General features: G+C 41.1%; 12 protein-coding genes. 6 read left to right on the top strand and 6 right to left on the bottom strand.

What is annotated here, in order from left to right; translation table 11 throughout:
* The first annotated feature begins 209 nt into the window (after positions 1–209).
* The gene (locus tag W7W_RS0118005) at positions 210–1,148 is read left to right on the top strand and encodes a DMT family transporter (RefSeq protein WP_010665053.1); all 939 of its coding nucleotides are present in this window, start codon (positions 210–212) and stop codon (positions 1,146–1,148) included.
* Positions 1,149–1,239: 91 nt separating this feature from the next.
* Here W7W_RS0118005 and arfB read toward each other — a convergent pair whose 3' ends face one another.
* Positions 1,240–1,650: an alternative ribosome rescue aminoacyl-tRNA hydrolase ArfB gene (gene arfB, locus W7W_RS0118000; RefSeq protein WP_010665052.1), complete on the bottom strand. Its 411-nt coding sequence runs from the start codon at positions 1,648–1,650 to the stop codon at positions 1,240–1,242.
* A 114-nt stretch (positions 1,651–1,764) separates the two neighbouring features.
* On the opposite strand from arfB, the gene W7W_RS0117995 reads away from it, so the two are divergent.
* Positions 1,765–5,436, top strand: a complete 3,672-nt coding sequence (locus W7W_RS0117995; protein ID WP_010665051.1) for a PAS domain-containing sensor histidine kinase — start codon at positions 1,765–1,767, stop codon at positions 5,434–5,436.
* A gap of 8 nt (positions 5,437–5,444) precedes the next feature.
* Here the strand turns inward: W7W_RS0117995 and W7W_RS0117990 are convergent, their stop codons facing one another.
* From W7W_RS0117990 to W7W_RS0117970, 5 genes are all read right to left on the bottom strand, one after another.
* Entirely contained in the window at positions 5,445–9,950 is a 4,506-nt protein-coding gene (locus W7W_RS0117990; RefSeq protein WP_010665050.1) for a hypothetical protein, read from the bottom strand.
* Positions 9,951–9,968: 18 nt separating this feature from the next.
* Entirely contained in the window at positions 9,969–10,814 is an 846-nt protein-coding gene (prmA, locus tag W7W_RS0117985; protein ID WP_025007043.1) for a 50S ribosomal protein L11 methyltransferase, read from the bottom strand.
* Between the two features lie 107 nt (positions 10,815–10,921).
* Complete coding sequence (gene tpiA, locus W7W_RS0117980) at positions 10,922–11,677, bottom strand: triose-phosphate isomerase (protein ID WP_010665048.1); 756 nt, start codon at positions 11,675–11,677, stop codon at positions 10,922–10,924.
* A complete protein-coding gene (locus tag W7W_RS22475; protein ID WP_010665047.1) occupies positions 11,674–12,912 on the bottom strand; it encodes a BT_3928 family protein in 1,239 nt (412 codons plus the stop codon). Before W7W_RS22475 ends, tpiA begins: the two co-directional genes overlap by 4 nt.
* A gap of 19 nt (positions 12,913–12,931) precedes the next feature.
* On the bottom strand, positions 12,932–13,516 hold the full coding sequence (locus W7W_RS0117970) for a DUF1599 domain-containing protein (RefSeq protein ID WP_010665046.1): 585 nt from the start codon (positions 13,514–13,516) through the stop codon (positions 12,932–12,934).
* A gap of 284 nt (positions 13,517–13,800) precedes the next feature.
* On the opposite strand from W7W_RS0117970, the gene folP reads away from it, so the two are divergent.
* From folP to W7W_RS0117950, 4 genes are read left to right on the top strand one after another with little or no spacing between them, the layout of a single operon-like run.
* Complete coding sequence (folP, locus tag W7W_RS0117965) at positions 13,801–14,670, top strand: dihydropteroate synthase (RefSeq protein ID WP_010665045.1); 870 nt, start codon at positions 13,801–13,803, stop codon at positions 14,668–14,670.
* A gap of 40 nt (positions 14,671–14,710) precedes the next feature.
* Positions 14,711–15,490 carry a diadenylate cyclase CdaA gene (cdaA, locus tag W7W_RS0117960; RefSeq protein WP_010665044.1) on the top strand — a complete coding sequence of 260 codons (780 nt, stop codon included), beginning with the start codon at positions 14,711–14,713 and terminating at the stop codon, positions 15,488–15,490.
* A gap of 9 nt (positions 15,491–15,499) precedes the next feature.
* On the top strand, positions 15,500–16,855 hold the full coding sequence (locus W7W_RS0117955; RefSeq protein ID WP_010665043.1) for a mechanosensitive ion channel family protein: 1,356 nt from the start codon (positions 15,500–15,502) through the stop codon (positions 16,853–16,855).
* A 25-nt stretch (positions 16,856–16,880) separates the two neighbouring features.
* Positions 16,881–17,741: a TIGR01777 family oxidoreductase gene (locus W7W_RS0117950; protein WP_010665042.1), complete on the top strand. Its 861-nt coding sequence runs from the start codon at positions 16,881–16,883 to the stop codon at positions 17,739–17,741.
* The last annotated feature ends 31 nt before the right edge of the window (positions 17,742–17,772 follow it).

The following is a 17,772-nucleotide window of genomic DNA, read 5'->3' as shown; positions in this document are numbered from 1 at the left end:
TTTTTTGTTATAAGGAGGTGCGAATTCCAATTCGCACCATTTTTTGAAAGAAGCAAAGCCGGACGGACCACATGCAAACTCTCAATCCTCAACCCTCAACCCTCGTTAGGGGAGGCCCATCCCTCTCCCTGGGAGGGGCTGTGGGAGGCCCTTTTTCCGGAAAAACCTTATCTTAGTAATCTCATTATTAAATCTTCTAATTTCTGACCATGACCGATTCATCAAAAGGATTGTTATATGCTATAACTACAGCCTCTTTATGGGGCGCGCTGGCTATTGTTTTAAAGATTTCTCTCAATTTTTTTGATCCCTATACTGTTGTTTGGTGGCGATTTACCATGGCCTTTAGTGTGCTCGCGGGTTGGTTTTTGATAAGGAAGCCCGGTTACTTAAGAATTTTGAAGCGACCTCCTCTTAAGTTGTTGCTGGCCGGTTTTCTACTTGGGGTAAACTATATTGGTTTTATGCAGGGCGTTCATTTTACAGGTCCTGCAGTTACTCAGGTAATGATCCAGGTTGGACCTTTAACTCTTGCTGTTATTGGATTTTTATTTTTTAATGAAAAACTATCCTGGTTAAGGGCAGTCGGTTTTTTGTTGGCTATTGTTGGATTTGTTTTTTTTTATTATCAGCAATTCCAGAGAATGCTGGGTGATACAGATCTTTTAAATCAAGGGGTTTTATGGATTTTATTTGGAGCGTGGGCCTGGACCGGCTATGCTGTTCTGAATAAAATCCTTGTGAAAACCATTCCGTCTGCTCAGATAAACCTTGTTTTATATGGTGTTCCTGCACTTCTGTTCATTCCTTTGGCCGATTTTTCCTCTTTGGCCTCGGTTAATTCAATTTGGGTTGCAGGGATATTGCTTTTTATGGGAGGGAACACTCTCGCTGCCTATGGCGCGTTATCGCTTGCTTTAAAATATACTGAGGCTAATAAAATTAGTATTATAATTACCTCCAATCCTGTTATTACTTTTGTTTTGCTGGAGGTGTTATTATGGGCTGATGTGGGATGGTTTGATGTTCCTTCAGTGGGTCTTCTTTCTTATGTTGGGGCCGTTATGGTTTTAGTAGGTGCCGTTTTGGCTATAGGCGTATTTTCAAAAAGAAAGAGAAGGAACAAGCATAAAACTTTGACTTCTTAATTCAATTGTATGAATTTATTTATTGCGTCAGGTTAAAATATGAACCATGATTTATTAAAATGAAACCGTTTGCATCCGGTATTTCCCAGTATTAAAAATCATTTTTTCTGCGGCTTTTTTTTTCTGAATGTTTCTTTTTAGCATCCAGACGTCTTTTCTTAGATGCTTTTGAAGGTTTCGTAGGAACTCTTTTTTTCACGGGCCTCAATCCCCATTCCAGCATATTGTAAAATCTTTTTACAGCTTGTTCCTTATTCCTGAGTTGGGAACGTTCAGTTTCTGCCTCAATGATGAGTTCACCTTTATGCGTTAATTTTGCTGCCAAACGGGATCTGAGCAATTCTTTTTCCCTGTTGGTCAGAATGGTTGAATCCTGAACAGAAAATCGTAACTCAACTTTCGAATTTACTTTATTTACATTTTGCCCTCCTGCTCCACTGCTTCGTTTGGCAGAGAAGGTTAATTCTTTTGTAAAATCTCTGGATGTGAGGTCTTTATCCATACTGTTTCGAATATATTATTGATATTGTAAAGTAAAATAAAATAAAAATAAATATTTACCATATTAAATTACAATTAAAATGTATAATTTAGGAAAACTAAAATGGTTTTCTGAATGTTGTTTGTTTTAAAATATCTGGAATTTTTCTTTTTTGGAGGAGTTCTTCTGGTTCTGGTTTTTTTGTTTTTTAATCGGAGGAAGGCCTTTAGGTTAGAAGGTGGAAACTGGTCGTTAAGTACAGCCAATTTACCTTATTTGGGAGCCAGATTTGGTGGCATATTTGCTTCGTTAATAATTGTGATAGGAGGATTTTGGGTTACCCGGGAAGCTGTTAATGACAGGGAAAATATAATTGAACAGCACCTTCAGAACAATACCCTTAACTTGGTAAGATCTTTTCATGCTGAGCATATCAATAAATTAAAATTTTCTCCTGGAGATGTTGAGTCTCCTTATTATCAAAGAATCTCCGAACAGTTAAAGAATTATTCATACTATTCCGGAATTGATGGTATTTATACGATAAAGCAAAAAGATTCACATTTCTTTTTTGGTCCCGGCAGCTATATGCCTGATGATGCGATGTATCGCGAAAGTGGTTCAGAATATCTTGATCCTCCGAATGAACTTCCAAAGGTTTTTGCTGAGAAGATTTCCTTAATAAGTGAATCCCAAAATAAGGAGAGGGATGATTATATTAGTTGTTATGCTCCCATGCTCACTGTTGACCGCTCCGAGGTGATGATGGTTTTGGGGCTGGATGTGGACAGAAAGGAATGGGAATATCAGGTTCATCGGGTGAAAATTTTGCCAATCGCTGCTTCGTTGGGTTTATTGATAATTGTGTTTGCCGGTTTCAGTCTTGTTTATCTTCGTAATAAACGAAAAGCAATATTTCCAAAAGAAAAGCTCCATTATTGGGAAGGGATTTGGGTATTTTGTGCAAGTTTGGTTATAACAGGTTACTCTGTAATTTCTTCGGTTAATGACGAAAAACTGTTTCAATACGGGGTGTTTTCACAAGTTGTTTCTTCCGAGGCAGAGTCTATCTCCGGAGCTCTTGATATGATAAGGCATACCATGCATGGAAGTGCTCAGTTGTTTGCCTCCAGCGACAGTGTTTCTGGCAAGGAATTTGGTTCCTATGTGAGTTATCTTCTTGAGTATCCGATGGTCCGGTCTGTGGGTTGGGTTAAAGAGCTATCCGGACGTGGTTTTTCGGTCGAATATGAATTGTCTTCTGATAGTTCCTTGTTTAATAAAGGGCATTACCAGGTAAGTGAGGATATTTTACGGTTTGGATCTGTGCTGGAAACGCTCTATACGGGTTTTATTTCATCTACAATGAGTTATTTCCGTAATGGAGATGAAAGGATTGATATGTTTCTGCGAACAACAGACAACGTAGAAAATACCTCCGGTTTTGTGTTTTTATCTCTTGATTTGGGAAAACTTGAAGAGAGTTTTTCAACAGGCAACTTTGTTCAAAATAAGTTTTTTCGTTCGGATGTGAAATTGGTTGATTATCGGGATCATTCGGATGACTATCGATTTAACTTTTTTTCTTTACCCGAAAATCAGAAAAGTGGTTTCAAATTGCATCTGCTGGAGTTCTTCTTTGGGAAAACATTTGCCATTTCCATTTCTGCCGAACAAGGTTTTTTTGATGCGTATCAAAGATTGGAATACAAGACCAATCTTTTATTTGGACTGATAATCTCTTTGTTTTTGTCCGGCTTGGTCGTGATTATGAGTAACCGGAGACTCATTCTTGAGAAACAGGTTGAGAAACAGGCTTCAGACCTGAAGAGAAGTGAAGAACGCTTTCGTTCTTTATTTTTCAATATGCTGGAAGGTGTTGCTTTTAGTGAAATGATTCGGGACGAAGAAGGCAATGCGGTTAACTATAAATTTTTGGAAATAAATAAAGCCTTTGAATCCTTAATCGGAATTACCAGTGAAGAGACCGTTGGGAATAACCAAATTGGGCTTTTTGGCGGGCTTCCATCGTATTTTGACAAGTACTGTGAAGTGGTTCGAGACCAGCAGGCAGTCATATTTGAAACTTTTTCGCAGGAGCATAATAAATACCTTAAAATATCGGCAGCACCCTGGGGCGATAACGGGTTTGCCACCATTTTTTCTGATATAACCCTTCGAAAAAAAGCAGAAGAAAGAGTTCGGAAAAGCGAGGAACGCTATCGCTTGATCTCTGAAAATGCTGAAGATCTTATCTGGCTTTACAACCCTCAGACCAATGAATTTGTTTATGTAAGTCCCTCGGTCAAAAAACTTACCGGTAAAGAATATCTTGATGTGGTAGGAAAAGATTTTGACTATGTTTTGAGTCCTGAATCATATGAGGAATTGAAACAACTGATGCCTTTACGGCTGGCCCGGTTTGCACAGGGAGATGAGGCCATGAGGGTAATCCGGTCACAGGTGCATGTGAAGAGTAAAATTGGGGGCTCGCTACCCATGGAAATGGTCACCACGCTTTTGTTGAATGAGCAGAATGAGGTAACTTTTGTTTTAGGGGTAGGCAGAGATATTACTGATCGTGTGACAGCCGAAGATGCATTGAGTGAGAGTGAGGAGAAATATCGCTTACTTGTGGAAAACCAAAGTGATTTGGTGGTTAAGGTGGATTGGGAAGGATACCTGACCTATGTTAGTCCTTCTTATTGTAAAATGTTTGGAAAATCGGAGGAGGAATTGTTGAATACCAAATTTATGCCTTTGGTACATCCACAAGATCAGGTAACCACCCTGGAGCAGATGAAGAAACTTGAAGATCCCCCACACAGGGTAAGACTTGAGCAACGTGCCATGACCAGTGACGGATGGAAATGGTTATCGTGGCATGATACGGCCGTTCTCAACGAGGAGGGAGCCATTGTTGAGATAATTGGGGTAGGCAGGGATATTACAGAACGCAAATTGGCTGAAAAAGCCCTTCAGGAGAGCCGTACCCTTTTGGAAAGGCAAAATGAGGAGTATGCTGCACTGAATGAAGAGTATCTGACAATGAATGAAGAGCTCACCCGTATTAATCAGGACTTGAGCCTGGCTATTGAACGTGCTGAGGAAAGTGAGAAACTTAAAACTGCATTTCTTCAGAATATGTCTCATGAAATCCGAACCCCATTGAATGCGGTTATTGGATTTTCCGAAATGCTTGGCATGGATTATATTACCAATGCCGACAGAAAGGATTTTACCGAAATAATCGTAAACAGCAGCAGGCAACTTCTTGAATTAGTTAATGATATTCTTACCATTTCTGCCATCGAGACAAGACAGGATAAGGTTGCTGTATCTCCAGTAAATATAGGAGAAGTTGTATCTGAACTTTATGCTGTATTTCGTCCCAAAGCTAAGGACAAAGGTATCCGGTTATCTGTAAGCAAAGGGGTTGCTGATGAGAAGGCGGTTGTGATGACTGATGAGCTGAAGTTACGGCAGGTTTTTATTAATTTGTTGGGCAATGCATTGAAATTTACCGATGAAGGAAATATCGAATTTGGTTTTGAGGAACAAGAAAATGCTTTTTACCGGTTTTTCGTAAAGGATACAGGTATGGGGATTTCTAAAACGATGCAGAAAAAAATCTTTGAGCGTTTTGTTCAGGCCGACAGTTCAGTTAAAGGACAATTTGGCGGTACGGGTCTTGGCCTTGCCATTTGCAAAGGGCATGTAGAACTTTTGGGGGGTGAAATTTGGTTGGAATCCACCCCCGGGGTTGGTTCAGAGTTCTGTTTTACACTTCCTGTAATGCCTGAATAATAGTATGTTTAAGGTTGCAGTTCCGGAGCTTCTTCCTCTTCTGCACCTTCCGGTTCAGTTGGATTGAAATAATTCATAAAACTTCTTAACCGGTTCTTAGACCCCAGTTGGAATACATAGTCAGGCTGTCCCATTCCGGTCTTCATTTTTCTCATGTCGATGTCAAGGGCCTGTATGGCCTTATTAAACTCATCCAGCGAAGAGAGAATCAGCATCTTCCCGTTGTTGTAGCTGTAGAAAAACCAGGTATTCTCATCGGCTTTGATATGAATTTCGAAAGAATTGCCTCCCCTGCTTCTTGAAATTAAAGCCTTTACTTCGACTTCTTTGGCAATGGACTGATTCTTTATCCAGCCAAGACTTGCTGTGCCGTTGGCAACATACGACCGTGACGGTGTATCCCATGTGAAATTTATATCTGTAAAGCACAGGGTATGTTGCAATTCAAGGGGCAAAACCTCTGATATGTCTGTAGTCGGCTGAATCAGGTCCGCCAGTTTATTGGCATCACCTCCATGCATCCACTCTCTCAATCTTTTTTCTGTGGTTTCCTTTTTGTGTTTTGCAATGGGTGCTTTTGATCCTCGTATGGCATTGGCCATTGTGTTGATGCTGGCATCATCGAGCATGAAATAAGTGCCGAATAAGGCATTGATGCTTATGCTGTCAGTCTCCCGGAAATGTTCAATTTTTCCTGATGAGAAAAGTTTTACCTGTTCCAGATCCAGACTGAAGTCCAGCTTTCCTTCTGCACTCACCGAGCAATCATCTTCATGGAAACGAATTATGTGCCCTGCAGAATCGGGATGTTCAAATTTTTCTTCGCTGGCAATCTCAAAACTGTTTTTATACTTGTTATACCTCAGAAACCCATTTGAACCTGCTATGGAAGCATTGTTTATTCTACGGTGTTTTTCAAGAAATGCACTGTAAACATGGGTTGAGTCGATCTGAAGCATTACATCATGGCTCAATCGTTCCAGTTCGGTATTGGTCGTACGCTCCCCAACAGGAATTCTCACCTGGTCCGGATCAATGGGGGCATTGAACCTTATGTAGTCCTGCGGACCCTTTTGTGAGCATGGGTGCAGCATCTGAGTTCCTCCATCAAAGGTGAGCAATGGGTCCTCTGCGGAGAGTTCAATATCCCCTTTATAAGCAAAATGATCGTCAAAAGTGAACAATTCGTTATCCTGAATGGTACCCTGGGCTGTTGTTCGTTGTTCATCATTAACTTCGATGTTATGAAAGTCCAGGGTGTATTGTTTTTCACTGCCATTAAGGAATTCATATTCTCCATACCCGCTGTAAGCAAATTTACCTTCAATTTTTACGTGAGCATTTTTGAATTTGTGAACTGACCCGCTTAATATAATCATCGTGGAATCGAGGGGATCCATTTCTGCATCTTTTCTGATATTGATGAAACCGTCGTTGAGTATTATGTCTGCATCTGCAACTTCTATGTTGGTAACCTCATTGGCCTGGATGGTTTTTGATTCAATATCGTAAACAGCCAGCGGGGCCAAAAACTCCAGTGAATCCTGTCTTCTGTGGGTGGATACAAAACGGTTTCCTTCTGATCCGCTGGCGCCCATGTAAATGTCGTTCTGATCCATATCCCAGGAAAACTCACTGATGTAGGCAAGATAGCGGTTTTCGGTAAATTCTACCGTGTTGCCCATGTCACGGGATGTGAAACGGCCTTGTCGCTCTTCAAAATCAAGTTGGGCTATCAGGTTATTGGTTTTAAAGGAGACTCCATCCATTTCTTCTCCTCCAATCAGGTTGAAATCAGCACTGTCGGCCATTAACGCATGATGGGTAAGATCCATCTCTTCGGATATCAGATTGGCAGTTGGCATATGTAGAGTTCCTCCTGCCTGAAGTCCTGAGGGGGTTAGCGTGAGGCCACCCTTAAGGGAGGTTTCGTTTTTGAAAATATGAAATTCTGATTGGGTGCTTTCTGTTAAAAGCTGGTCTTCCTGTGGCTTAAAAATGAGTTTCACGTTTTCGGCTTGTACATCAGGGTATTCAACTCCGGTAGTACTTGGCTCTATGTTGAATGAGCTTGCTATTCCGTTGGTTTCATCAGGAAGAAAAGTAAAGTCCTCCGATTCGGCAGAACTTGTCAGGTAATCGAGGCGCCCATTTCCTTTAAGTCCGCGGTTACTCAGATCTATTTCATTGGTAAATTGTGCTTTACCATTGTATATTGGATATCCTTCTGGAGGTGATTGTTTTACAAATCCCAAAGAATAATCTCTGCGAACCACGAGTTGGTCTTCCAACTCAGGGAATATATTGCTGACAAGCTTTCCGTCAAATACAATGTTTTTGAGATTTAATTCGTTGATACTGTCTATTTCAAACGGATCCAGTTCAAAGTAAAAATCTTCTGTATTGTAAGCCGCATTCTGGATATCGGGGCGGTCATAATAGACATAAGAATCTCTGTCGCTTACCAAAATAGGATAGTGCGGATATTCATTGATACCGGATTTGTTATTGGCGGTATCTATCTGCAAATATCCTGAGAGCCGGGCAACGGTATTGTCGATGGTTCTTAGTAATGGACGTCCGTACTGATCCAGCTGGTCTGTACCCACACTCATCCGCATGGAATCAATGTTTTGCATATCAATCCTGAAATCATCGTAGGTGAAGAGAAACCCGTTTCCGAAAAGTTCAATCATACCGGCCAATATTTGACCATTGAAGCTGAAATTTCGATTGTGCTTTAGTGTAATCTTTTCATCTTCAGGTAAAAAGACGACGTTTTGGTGATCGCTTATGGAAACGTTCTGAACGCCATTAAGGGCAAGGTCATAGTTTTTGAGGTCGAAAATAGCATTGGGAACACCTTCGTCAGTAACAGATCTGAATCTGATTACATCGTAATCTTTTTTACCCAGTCGGAACTTTATGTAGTCGGTGAGCCTTTCATTTATTTTTATCGAGTCGGTGTTGAAGTTGAAATCAATGAATCCGTGAAACGAAAGGGATAGGACCTGTTGACGAACCTGACTTTCAGGTAGATTGAGAAACCGGGCATAATCTCTGGCAGTGAAAGGTTTCTGATCGTTGTTGTAGTAGCAGTTCCGAAGACCGAACAATGGATGAATGGCATCCATTCCCTGAAGATAATTGAAGAAAGATTCACGATAAAAGCTGAGCGATTCAAAAAAGGAACGATTTTGGGCGGCACCATTGAGCATTCTTAGTTCCATGAAGTCTTTGTCAAGATTCCATTGAATAATTTCCGAGTTGATGCTGACATTGTGGTAGGTATCAAAAAAAGGACTTTGGCTGATTCCTTCTCCGCTCCTGATCAGGTACAAATTCCGGTCGGGAGCCATATACTTGAACTCCAGGCCGGGATGGTGAATTTCTCCGGTATCCAGGTGGATGGTTACTTCTGTTTCACGGCTCAGAATTTCATCAGTTCTCAGGGAAAATATTTTTGATTTGGCAGAAATAAACAAGGTGTCATTCCTGATAATGGAAATGGTGGCGGGATTCCGGTCGGTCCCTGAGCCCAGAAATTTTGCTCCGTGCTGCGAAAACCCTCCTTTGTAATTGAGGTTTGGATGAATGTTATTAATATTAAAAAGCTGGTCGTAAGATTCGAATTTTGGGTAAAGGCTGGAGGAGGGGTTTCGGATATGGGTTACTTTATGCTCTAAATCACCTTTGAGGGGCCCGTTGAAGTAGTGCTTGTTGTAAAAAACAGCATCCTTTACTGTAAAATCGGAATCACTCATATCTATTTGGTAGTGACCGAAGGTGGAATAAACTTTATTGGCTTCGAAACCACTTCGTTCCCAGGTAATGCGCCCGCTACTCCCACTCCAGATGCCTGTTAGGAGATTCAGTTTCCCGGAAGTATTATAGATTTCAATGCTGTCGGTGCGTGAATGGCATACCAATCGGGTTTCGGGAAGAGTTAAGGTGAGTGTATCCTTAATCAGTTGAAAACTGTATGCAGAGCTTCTGGAATACCAGTCGGTCCCGGGACCTCCATAAATTCTTTGCTGGTTGATAATCCCCCGGGTAATATTGAGCAGATCGTTAAAATGTCTTGTGTAGTATCTGGGTTGGTTAAGATAGGTTTTGGCCGCTTCACGCCAAATATGAAAGTTGTCGTTTATCTGATCCTGATCCACAAATATCTGCATGGTGGAGAGAAACAGATGATAGTCGGGAAAGGCGGTTGCTTTTTTGTCGTACAATAAATCCGAAATTTCCAGGATTACTGTTTTCGCTTGTTCGGGAGTTGTCGGGGAAAGCCAGAATTCTTCAAATTCATCAAGAAAATCATTGGCTCGCTTTTTCTCTGATGATATTTTGAATATTTCTTCAATTTTTTCGAGGTACCCGGCTTCTCCCGACTCACTGAAATACTGTGAATGAGAATAGGAGGGTGAAAAAAGAATCAGAAAAATGAAAATGTAAAAAAACTTTCTGTTGAAATGAGAAAGAAAGTTATTATTGTCGGGTAAAAGTGCAATCATCGAGCCTCAACTTTGAATTTATTTTTTCCTATACGATACAGCCATCCAATTGTTCTGTTCTTTTACTGATATTTGTTGCCAGTTGAGTTGGGAGGCTACAGCGTCAATTTTTGGGAGGTCTTCCCGGTAAAAACCACTCATGAAAATCTGAGCCCCTGATTTTGAGGTAAGGTCGTAGCGAGGCATATCTTCCAAAAGGATATTTCGGTTGATGTTGGCCAGAATGATGTCAAACTTCCGGCTTTGATCCAGAAAGGAGGCATCGGCCATTTGCACCTGCATATTTGAGATGTTGTTGATATTTATGTTTTCAATGGCATTCTCAACTGCCCATTTGTCAATGTCAATGCCCAGAATACTTTTTGCTCCGCGCATGGCAGCCAAAATGCCAAGTATTCCTGTGCCACAGCCCATGTCCAAAACTTCGGTGTCTGTTGACTCTGTCTCAAGAAGGTATTGAATCATTAGACTGGTGGTTTCATGATATCCGGTGCCAAAAGCCATTTTGGGTTCAATCAGAATTTCGTAACGGGGGGTAATGTCCGGTTTCTCATGAAACGGCGACCGCACAAGGCACTGGTCGCTTATCACAATGGGCTTGAAATAGTTTTTTTCCCACTCTTCATTCCAATTCTTTTCTTCCAGATCTTCGGCAGAGATTTCAAATTTATAGTCCGCCGCATTCAAAAAAGGCAATAACTCCCCATTGAGTGGGCTAAAAATATCTTCCTGAATGTAGGCTTCAAGACCTTCTTCAATTTCCATAAAACTGTCGTAACCAATTTCGGATAGTTGGGCGATAACAATTTCTCGGGCTGTTTCATCAGCAGGGGTGATTTTAATGATGATCTTTTTGTATTTCATGAAGGTCTGCATTTTTTGTGATCCGGATTTTGTAATATTAAACAATGTAAAATCATAAAAAAAGACCTGCACTTCCGAGAGGCAGGTCTTTTAACTTATAATTGTCATTAAAATGCAGCAATAATGCCCTGGAAGTCTTCAGCTTTGAGAGAAGCACCACCAATAAGGCCACCATCCACATCCGGATTGGCGAATAATTCTTTGGCGTTGGAGGGCTTGCAGCTTCCACCGTAAAGAATTGAAATTTCATCTGCAACCTCTTTACCATATTTGTCAGCAAGAGTCTTACGAATAAATGCATGCATTTCCTGTGCCTGATCAGGACTGGCAGTTTTACCGGTTCCTATCGCCCAAACGGGTTCGTAAGCCAGAACGATTTTTTTGAAATCATCGGCTGAGAGGTGGAAAAGTGCTTCTTCGATTTGTGATTTTACAATATCGAAATGTTTATCAGCTTCCCGCTCTTCCAATACTTCTCCGATACAAAAAATGGGAGTAAGTTCGTTTTTGAGCGCCAGGTCTGTTTTTGTTTTCAGAATGGCATTGTCTTCTCCGTAGTAAGCTCTTCTTTCGCTGTGGCCAAGGATAACGTACCGTGCTCCTGTTGATTTAACCATTTCGGCAGATACTTCACCGGTGTAAGCACCTGATTCCTGGTCGGCACAGTTTTGTGCAGAAACACCAATCAGATCCTGATCTACAGCTTTACATACTTCAGTCAGGTGAATAAAAGGAGTTCCAATTACCACACGGCAATTGGGCTTATTGGCACTCAAAATGCTCTGAAGTTCTTTTGCCAGTTCTACACCTTCCTGAAGGTTTTTGTTCATTTTCCAGTTTCCGGCTACAATGTTTTGTCTCATTGGTTCTTGTTTATGGTTTTACGTGATTTTAAAATAAATATCGATAAAAGGGCTATAAAAAATGCATGCCCCAGTAAAATCATTCTTGTCCTGTTTTGCTGTTGTTGTTTAAGTGCTGCACTCAGGGGATGTCTGATTTCTTCTGCATCCGGGAAATCATTGTAGTGCCATTTGCCAATCACTGTTCCATTGGAAATGAGTACGAGTCCGGGATTTGAGCGTATGATTGTTTTCAGGGTGGTTTCGTCTCCCTGGAGGAATTCTAAGTTTGTTTTGTGTTGACTGTTAAAATCCTCTGTTGTGGAAAGGGTTGAGGAGGTTACCACATAAAAAGGGACCTCCCTGCCTTGAGCAGCCTCATTTAGTTGAGCCAGATACATTGCCTGGTCATCTTTAACTTCAGTAATGACAGGTGAGATGGCCAGAAACAGGGGGCCTTTTTTTCCCATTAACTGATCCGTGATATTGCCGTTTTCGGGATGCTGTAATATAAAGTCATGGATGGGAGGAGTATATCCCTGACTAATCAGTTCGGTCCGGCTGTCCACAAAGACCCAGGCGGTGTCCTCGTAAGGGTAGTTTTCTTCGGTAAACTCAGTGGTCTCTCCGTTTTTTTCGAGGATAAAAGTGGTTTTGTATTCAGGTTGCGGGGCGTCTTCAGGATAAGACATTCCTTCCGGAAGATTGCTGCCGATACTGTAGGGTCGGAAATCGATTATTGGCAGATGGCGGAGACTGTAAATGGAAATCCCCGCAATATAAAACAAAACAACTATGGAGAAAATCAGCTGTATTGTAGGTGTGTATGGCGATTTTATTTGTTTTGTCGAAATAAAAAGGAGGGTTGCGAAAAGCATAATTACAATGTTTTTCCAAAATGTCTGCCAGTTGGTTAAAATAATGGCATCACCAAAGCATCCGCAATCAGAAACAGGATTGAACAAGGCCAGCACAAATGCAAGGATGGTAAAGAATGCCATGAAACCAAAAGATACCCGAATGGCGGGTTTTGGATATACATTGAAAATAAGGAGTGTACCGATCAGAAACTCAAATACAGCCAATGCAATAGCGGCCGGCATGGCAAGTGGGATCAGCCAGTCTAGGGAGAAAGCCTGAAAATAATCATGGAATTTTACTGCTCCTCCAACCGGGTCAACGGCTTTGACAAATCCGGAGAAAACAAATGTGCTACCAACAAAAATACGGCTAAAAAATCGCAACAGCTTCCACATATTAAATAATTGATTTTAGTTAGTTCAGCGTCTTTAGATTTTCTGAGTTTTCCGTAGCTTCTTCAGGAAATTCTAATTTTATGAGTCCAAAGACTGCATAATTAATCATATCCATATAATTGGCATCAATTCCTTCAGATACCAGCGTTTTCCCCTTGTTATCCTCAATTTGCTTGGTGCGGTGAAGCTTCATGAGAATAAGGTCAGTAAAAGAACTGATACGCATGCTACGCCAGGCTTCATCGTAATCGTGGTTCTTGTCACTCATCAGGCTTTTTGCCGTATAGATGTGCTTGTTGTACAACTCGATGGTTTTATCGGGATCCATGGTGGGCTGATCACAGGGACCCAGTTCAAGCTGAATAAGTCCCATAGTGGCATAATTGACAATTCCGATGAATTCAGACCTGATGTCTTCTTCTATTTTGGAAACTCCTTTGGTTTCGATACTCCTGATACGCTGGGCTTTTATGAAAATCTGATCGGTCATGGAACTGGGGCGTAAAATGCGCCAGGCAGTACCGTAATCTTTCATTTTTTTCTCAAAAAGATCGCGGCATAGTTTGATGACATGTTCGTATTGTTGATTGGTGTTTTGAGCCATAATTCAATTTTGAGCCGTAAAATTACAAAAAAGCTGTGGAACATGATGACATAAATCTTTTTATAATGATTCTTTACCTTGTATTCCTTAAGTAAATCCGGGAAATTGGAGTTCAATTGTAGGGAGCTGAAGCAACCCTAACGGTAAAAACGAGATTTTATCTGACATTAGCGAAATTTCGCGGAATGAAATTGTGCAATGTCAATAATGGACTTACTTATCTCAACTTTTGAAACGATTCATTTTTTTAAGTTAATTTGTGGTTTGAAATAAGAAACAAAGACATGAAGCAATACGAAGTTGAAAATAAATACCTGGTTTCAGAATTTACCATCAATTGCAACGGACGCCTGGTTGATTTAACACAACCTGCTGTAATGGGTATTATTAATATTACTCCTGACAGTTTTTATGAAAAAAGTAGAAAGAATTCTGCAGAGGCTGTCCTTCAGAGGGTGGAGCAGATTCTGGAGGAAGGTGGCAAAATGGTTGATGTGGGTGCTTATTCCTCACGTCCGGGGGCCGATAATGTTTCGGAAGAGGAGGAGTGGCAACGCTTATTGCCGGTTTTATCAGCCATCAGGAAACAGTGGCCTGATTTGTTGATTTCACTGGATACTTTCCGGGGACGGATTGCAGAAAAAGCGGTGGGTGACTATGGAGTGGATATAATCAACGACATATCTGCCGGACTGCTTGATGATTCAATGTTTGATACCATTGCCAGGCTAAATGTACCTTATGTTTTGATGCATATTCAGGGGGATCCTAAAAACATGCAAAAGAATCCTCATTACAAGAATGTAACCGGGGATGTGCTGTTGTTTCTGGCCCGTAAAATTGATGAACTTCGAAGTCGGGGAGTTTCGGACATCATCGTGGATCCCGGTTTTGGGTTTGGAAAGACCATTGATCATAACTACGAATTGCTGCATAATATTGAACAATTTAAGATGTTTGAACTTCCCTTATTGGTTGGGGTTTCCCGAAAATCAATGATTTACAAATTTCTTGGAGGTGGTCCGGAAACAGCATTGAATGGTACTACGGTATTAAATACCCTGGCACTGACAGGGGGCGCTAAAATTTTAAGGGTGCATGATGTGAAAGAAGCCGTAGAATGTGTTAATTTAGTATCAAAAACAGTACAATAGAAACTGTTGCTTCTCATTTTTTGAATTCAAAAAATAAAATATGACCTTCCTGGAAATACGGTTTATCGATTTGGTGGATATTTTTTTGGTAGCTTACCTGATGTATCGGCTTTATAAGCTGATTAAAGGAACGGTAGCACTGAATATTTTTATTGGAATTTTTGCTTTTATCGTTTTTTGGCTTGTCATCAAGTCATTAAATATGGATTTGTCCTCCACTATTCTCGATAATTTTGTGAATGTTGGTGTGTTAGCCATTATTGTTGTGTTTCAACAAGAGATAAGACGTTTTCTGCTTTTACTGGGGAGTAAATATAATTTACACAATAAATTCTCTTTTGATCGTTTTTTTGAGAGCAAATCGGCCGGAATGATGAATATCTATATCAAGCCGGTGGTTCAGGCGTGTGAAGATTGTGCAAGAACTAAAACAGGGGCTTTGATTGTTATTACTAAAAATTCGGAGCTTCTGGATTTTGTGCATACCGGGGAGTTATTGAATGCGGTAATTTCAAGGCGACTCATTGAATCTGTTTTCTTTAAAAACAGTCCCTTGCACGATGGTGCGGTAATCATCAACAGAAATAAGATTAAAGCTGCCGGGTGTATCCTTCCGGTGTCCCAGAATATGGAGCTCCCCAAACGTTTCGGATTGCGACACAGAGCAGGAATGGGTATTACAGAATCCACGGATGCTGTAGCCATTGTGGTTTCAGAAGAACGCGGACGCATCAGCTTTTTCCAAAATGGTCGGGGGGAATACAATATTTCTATAGAAGAACTGGAGAAAAGACTGGAGGAAGCAGGACTTACCAATTAATATGCTTTTATGATTGACTCTTTAATCACAGAAATGCCGGGATATAGTGAAGGGTGGTTGTTGTCCCTGGACTATAAACAGTACCTTCAGCTTGCTTTGATGGTAATTGCACTCGTGCTTATCTGGGTTTTTTCGAGACCCGAAAAAATGAGTTCCGGGGCTTCCGAGATGAAAAAAATCTTTATGATTACTCTCGCCTGGGTCATTCGGGGAGTGCTAACAACCGGTTTGGTTTTGTGGGCACTCAGTGTGTTGGGATTGAATCTCGGTGAGTTTTTTGGTACTCCGGTGGTAACCATTGCAGGTGAGATTCCTGTTTCGCCATTTTTCTTGTTCACCTTTGTGATTGGTATTTATTTATTGGTGGTTTTTAATAAATTTATTAAACGATTTATTGCAAAGGCTTCTGAGAAATGGCGGTTCGACAGAAATATTGCTAAGCAATTGCGCCGATTTGCAATGTTGTTGCTGTTCATTTTGCTGGGACATTTGTGGTTGCAACTTGCCGGCTCCTTTTTGCTTGATTTATTCAATGACCAGCTTTTTGCCATCAATGAAGTGGCAATTACTCCGGGGATCCTGGTATATACGCTCTTTATTCTTTATGGTGTTTCTCTGGGAATACGGCTTATTGAAGTTATTTATACCCGTCATGTACTTTCCAAAGGATTGAATATGGGTCAGTCGAAGACCGTATTCCAGCTTTTGAAGTATGCTTTGTGGGTGGTGGCAATTATTTTTACACTCGACTCCATAGGTATAAATATAACGGTTTTGGTGGCCAGTTCTGCTGCGCTTCTGGTAGGTCTCGGGTTTGGTATTCAGGGCTTGTTTAATGACTACATTTCAGGGTTGGTAGTGTTGTTTGAGGGACTCATCAAAGTTGGCGATGTAGTAGAAATTGAATCGGAGCTGATTGGTCGTGTAATGGATGTGGGACTTAGAACCTCTAAAATACTTACGCGGGATAACATTATTATGATAGTGCCCAATCATAACTTTGTGAGCGACAAGGTGATTAATTGGAGTTACAATGAACGAAAAACCCGCTTTCATGTGGATGTGGGAGTGGCTTATGGATCGGATGTGAGGTTGGTTGAAAAGCTGCTCATTGAAAGTGCTTTAGAGCAGGATGAGGTGATTAATGAGCCCAAACCACATGTCCTCTTCAGGGATTTTGGTAACTCTTCGTTGGATTTTCGGTTGTTTTTCTGGGTGGAAGAGGTGTTCTATGTGGAGATTCTGAAAAGTAAAATTCGTTTTACTATAGACGATAAGTTTCGTGAACATGAAGTGGTTATCCCTTTTCCGCAAAGAGATTTGCACCTGAAAACCGGCTGGGAGAAGATGGGGGACAGAGAGTGATTTCTTTAACTAAAAACATGCAGGCATGAATATAGCAATAAGCGGTATTACCGGATTGGTGGGGCAGGCTTTAGCTGAAAGATTGTTGAATGAAGGTCATTGTGTTACCGGAATAGGGCGCGCCGACTTTCGTCAGGATATATCTTATCTGCAGGATAAGTTAACTGGCGTGGATGTGTTGGTGCATCTGGCGGGAGCTCCAATTCTTAAAAGATGGACAAAAAAATGGAAAGAAACCATTCTCCGCAGCCGTACTGAGACTACCGGAAAACTTGTGGAGGCAATGAATGGAATGACACAATCGCCATCGGTGTTTGTGTCGGCTTCGGCGGTTGGTATTTATGATACTTTTGAAGTACATGATGAGTACTCCACCGAATATGCCGATGATTTTCTTTCGTTGGTATGTCAGAAGTGGGAAGCTGAGGCAATGCAGGTGGATACTTCAAAAATAAGACTTGCTGTTATTCGGCTGGGGATGGTTTTGTCTTCAGAAGGCGGAGCCCTGAAGCAAATGGCTCTTCCTTTTAAAATGGGTGTCGGAGGACGTATTGGTGATGGAATGCAGCCAATGCCATATATTCATATTGATGATTTAACAGCCGGTGTTGAATGGATCATAAACCATGATGATCAACGGGGCGTTTTCAATATGGTTGCCCCGCAAATGGTATCCAATGCTGAGTTTACTGCTGCGCTTAGTGCTGTTCTTAATCGTCCTGCTTTTTTTGTTATTCCTGAATTTGCATTGCGTTTACTTTATGGGGGAGCAGCAAGTGTTATTACCGAAGGGCAGAAGGTGGTACCTCACCGGCTTCCGGATAGTGGGTTTCAGTATCGCTATCCTGATATCCGACTGGCTCTTGGCGATTTGTTGAAAAAATAAAACGGGACACTTTTTGCATCCCGTTCTTGAA

The organism is Marinilabilia salmonicolor JCM 21150 (assembly GCF_000259075.1).
Lineage (GTDB): Bacteria > Bacteroidota > Bacteroidia > Bacteroidales > Marinilabiliaceae > Marinilabilia > Marinilabilia salmonicolor.
Note: the sequence above shows the minus strand (reverse complement) of the source record. Positions and strands in the feature narration are given on the sequence as shown.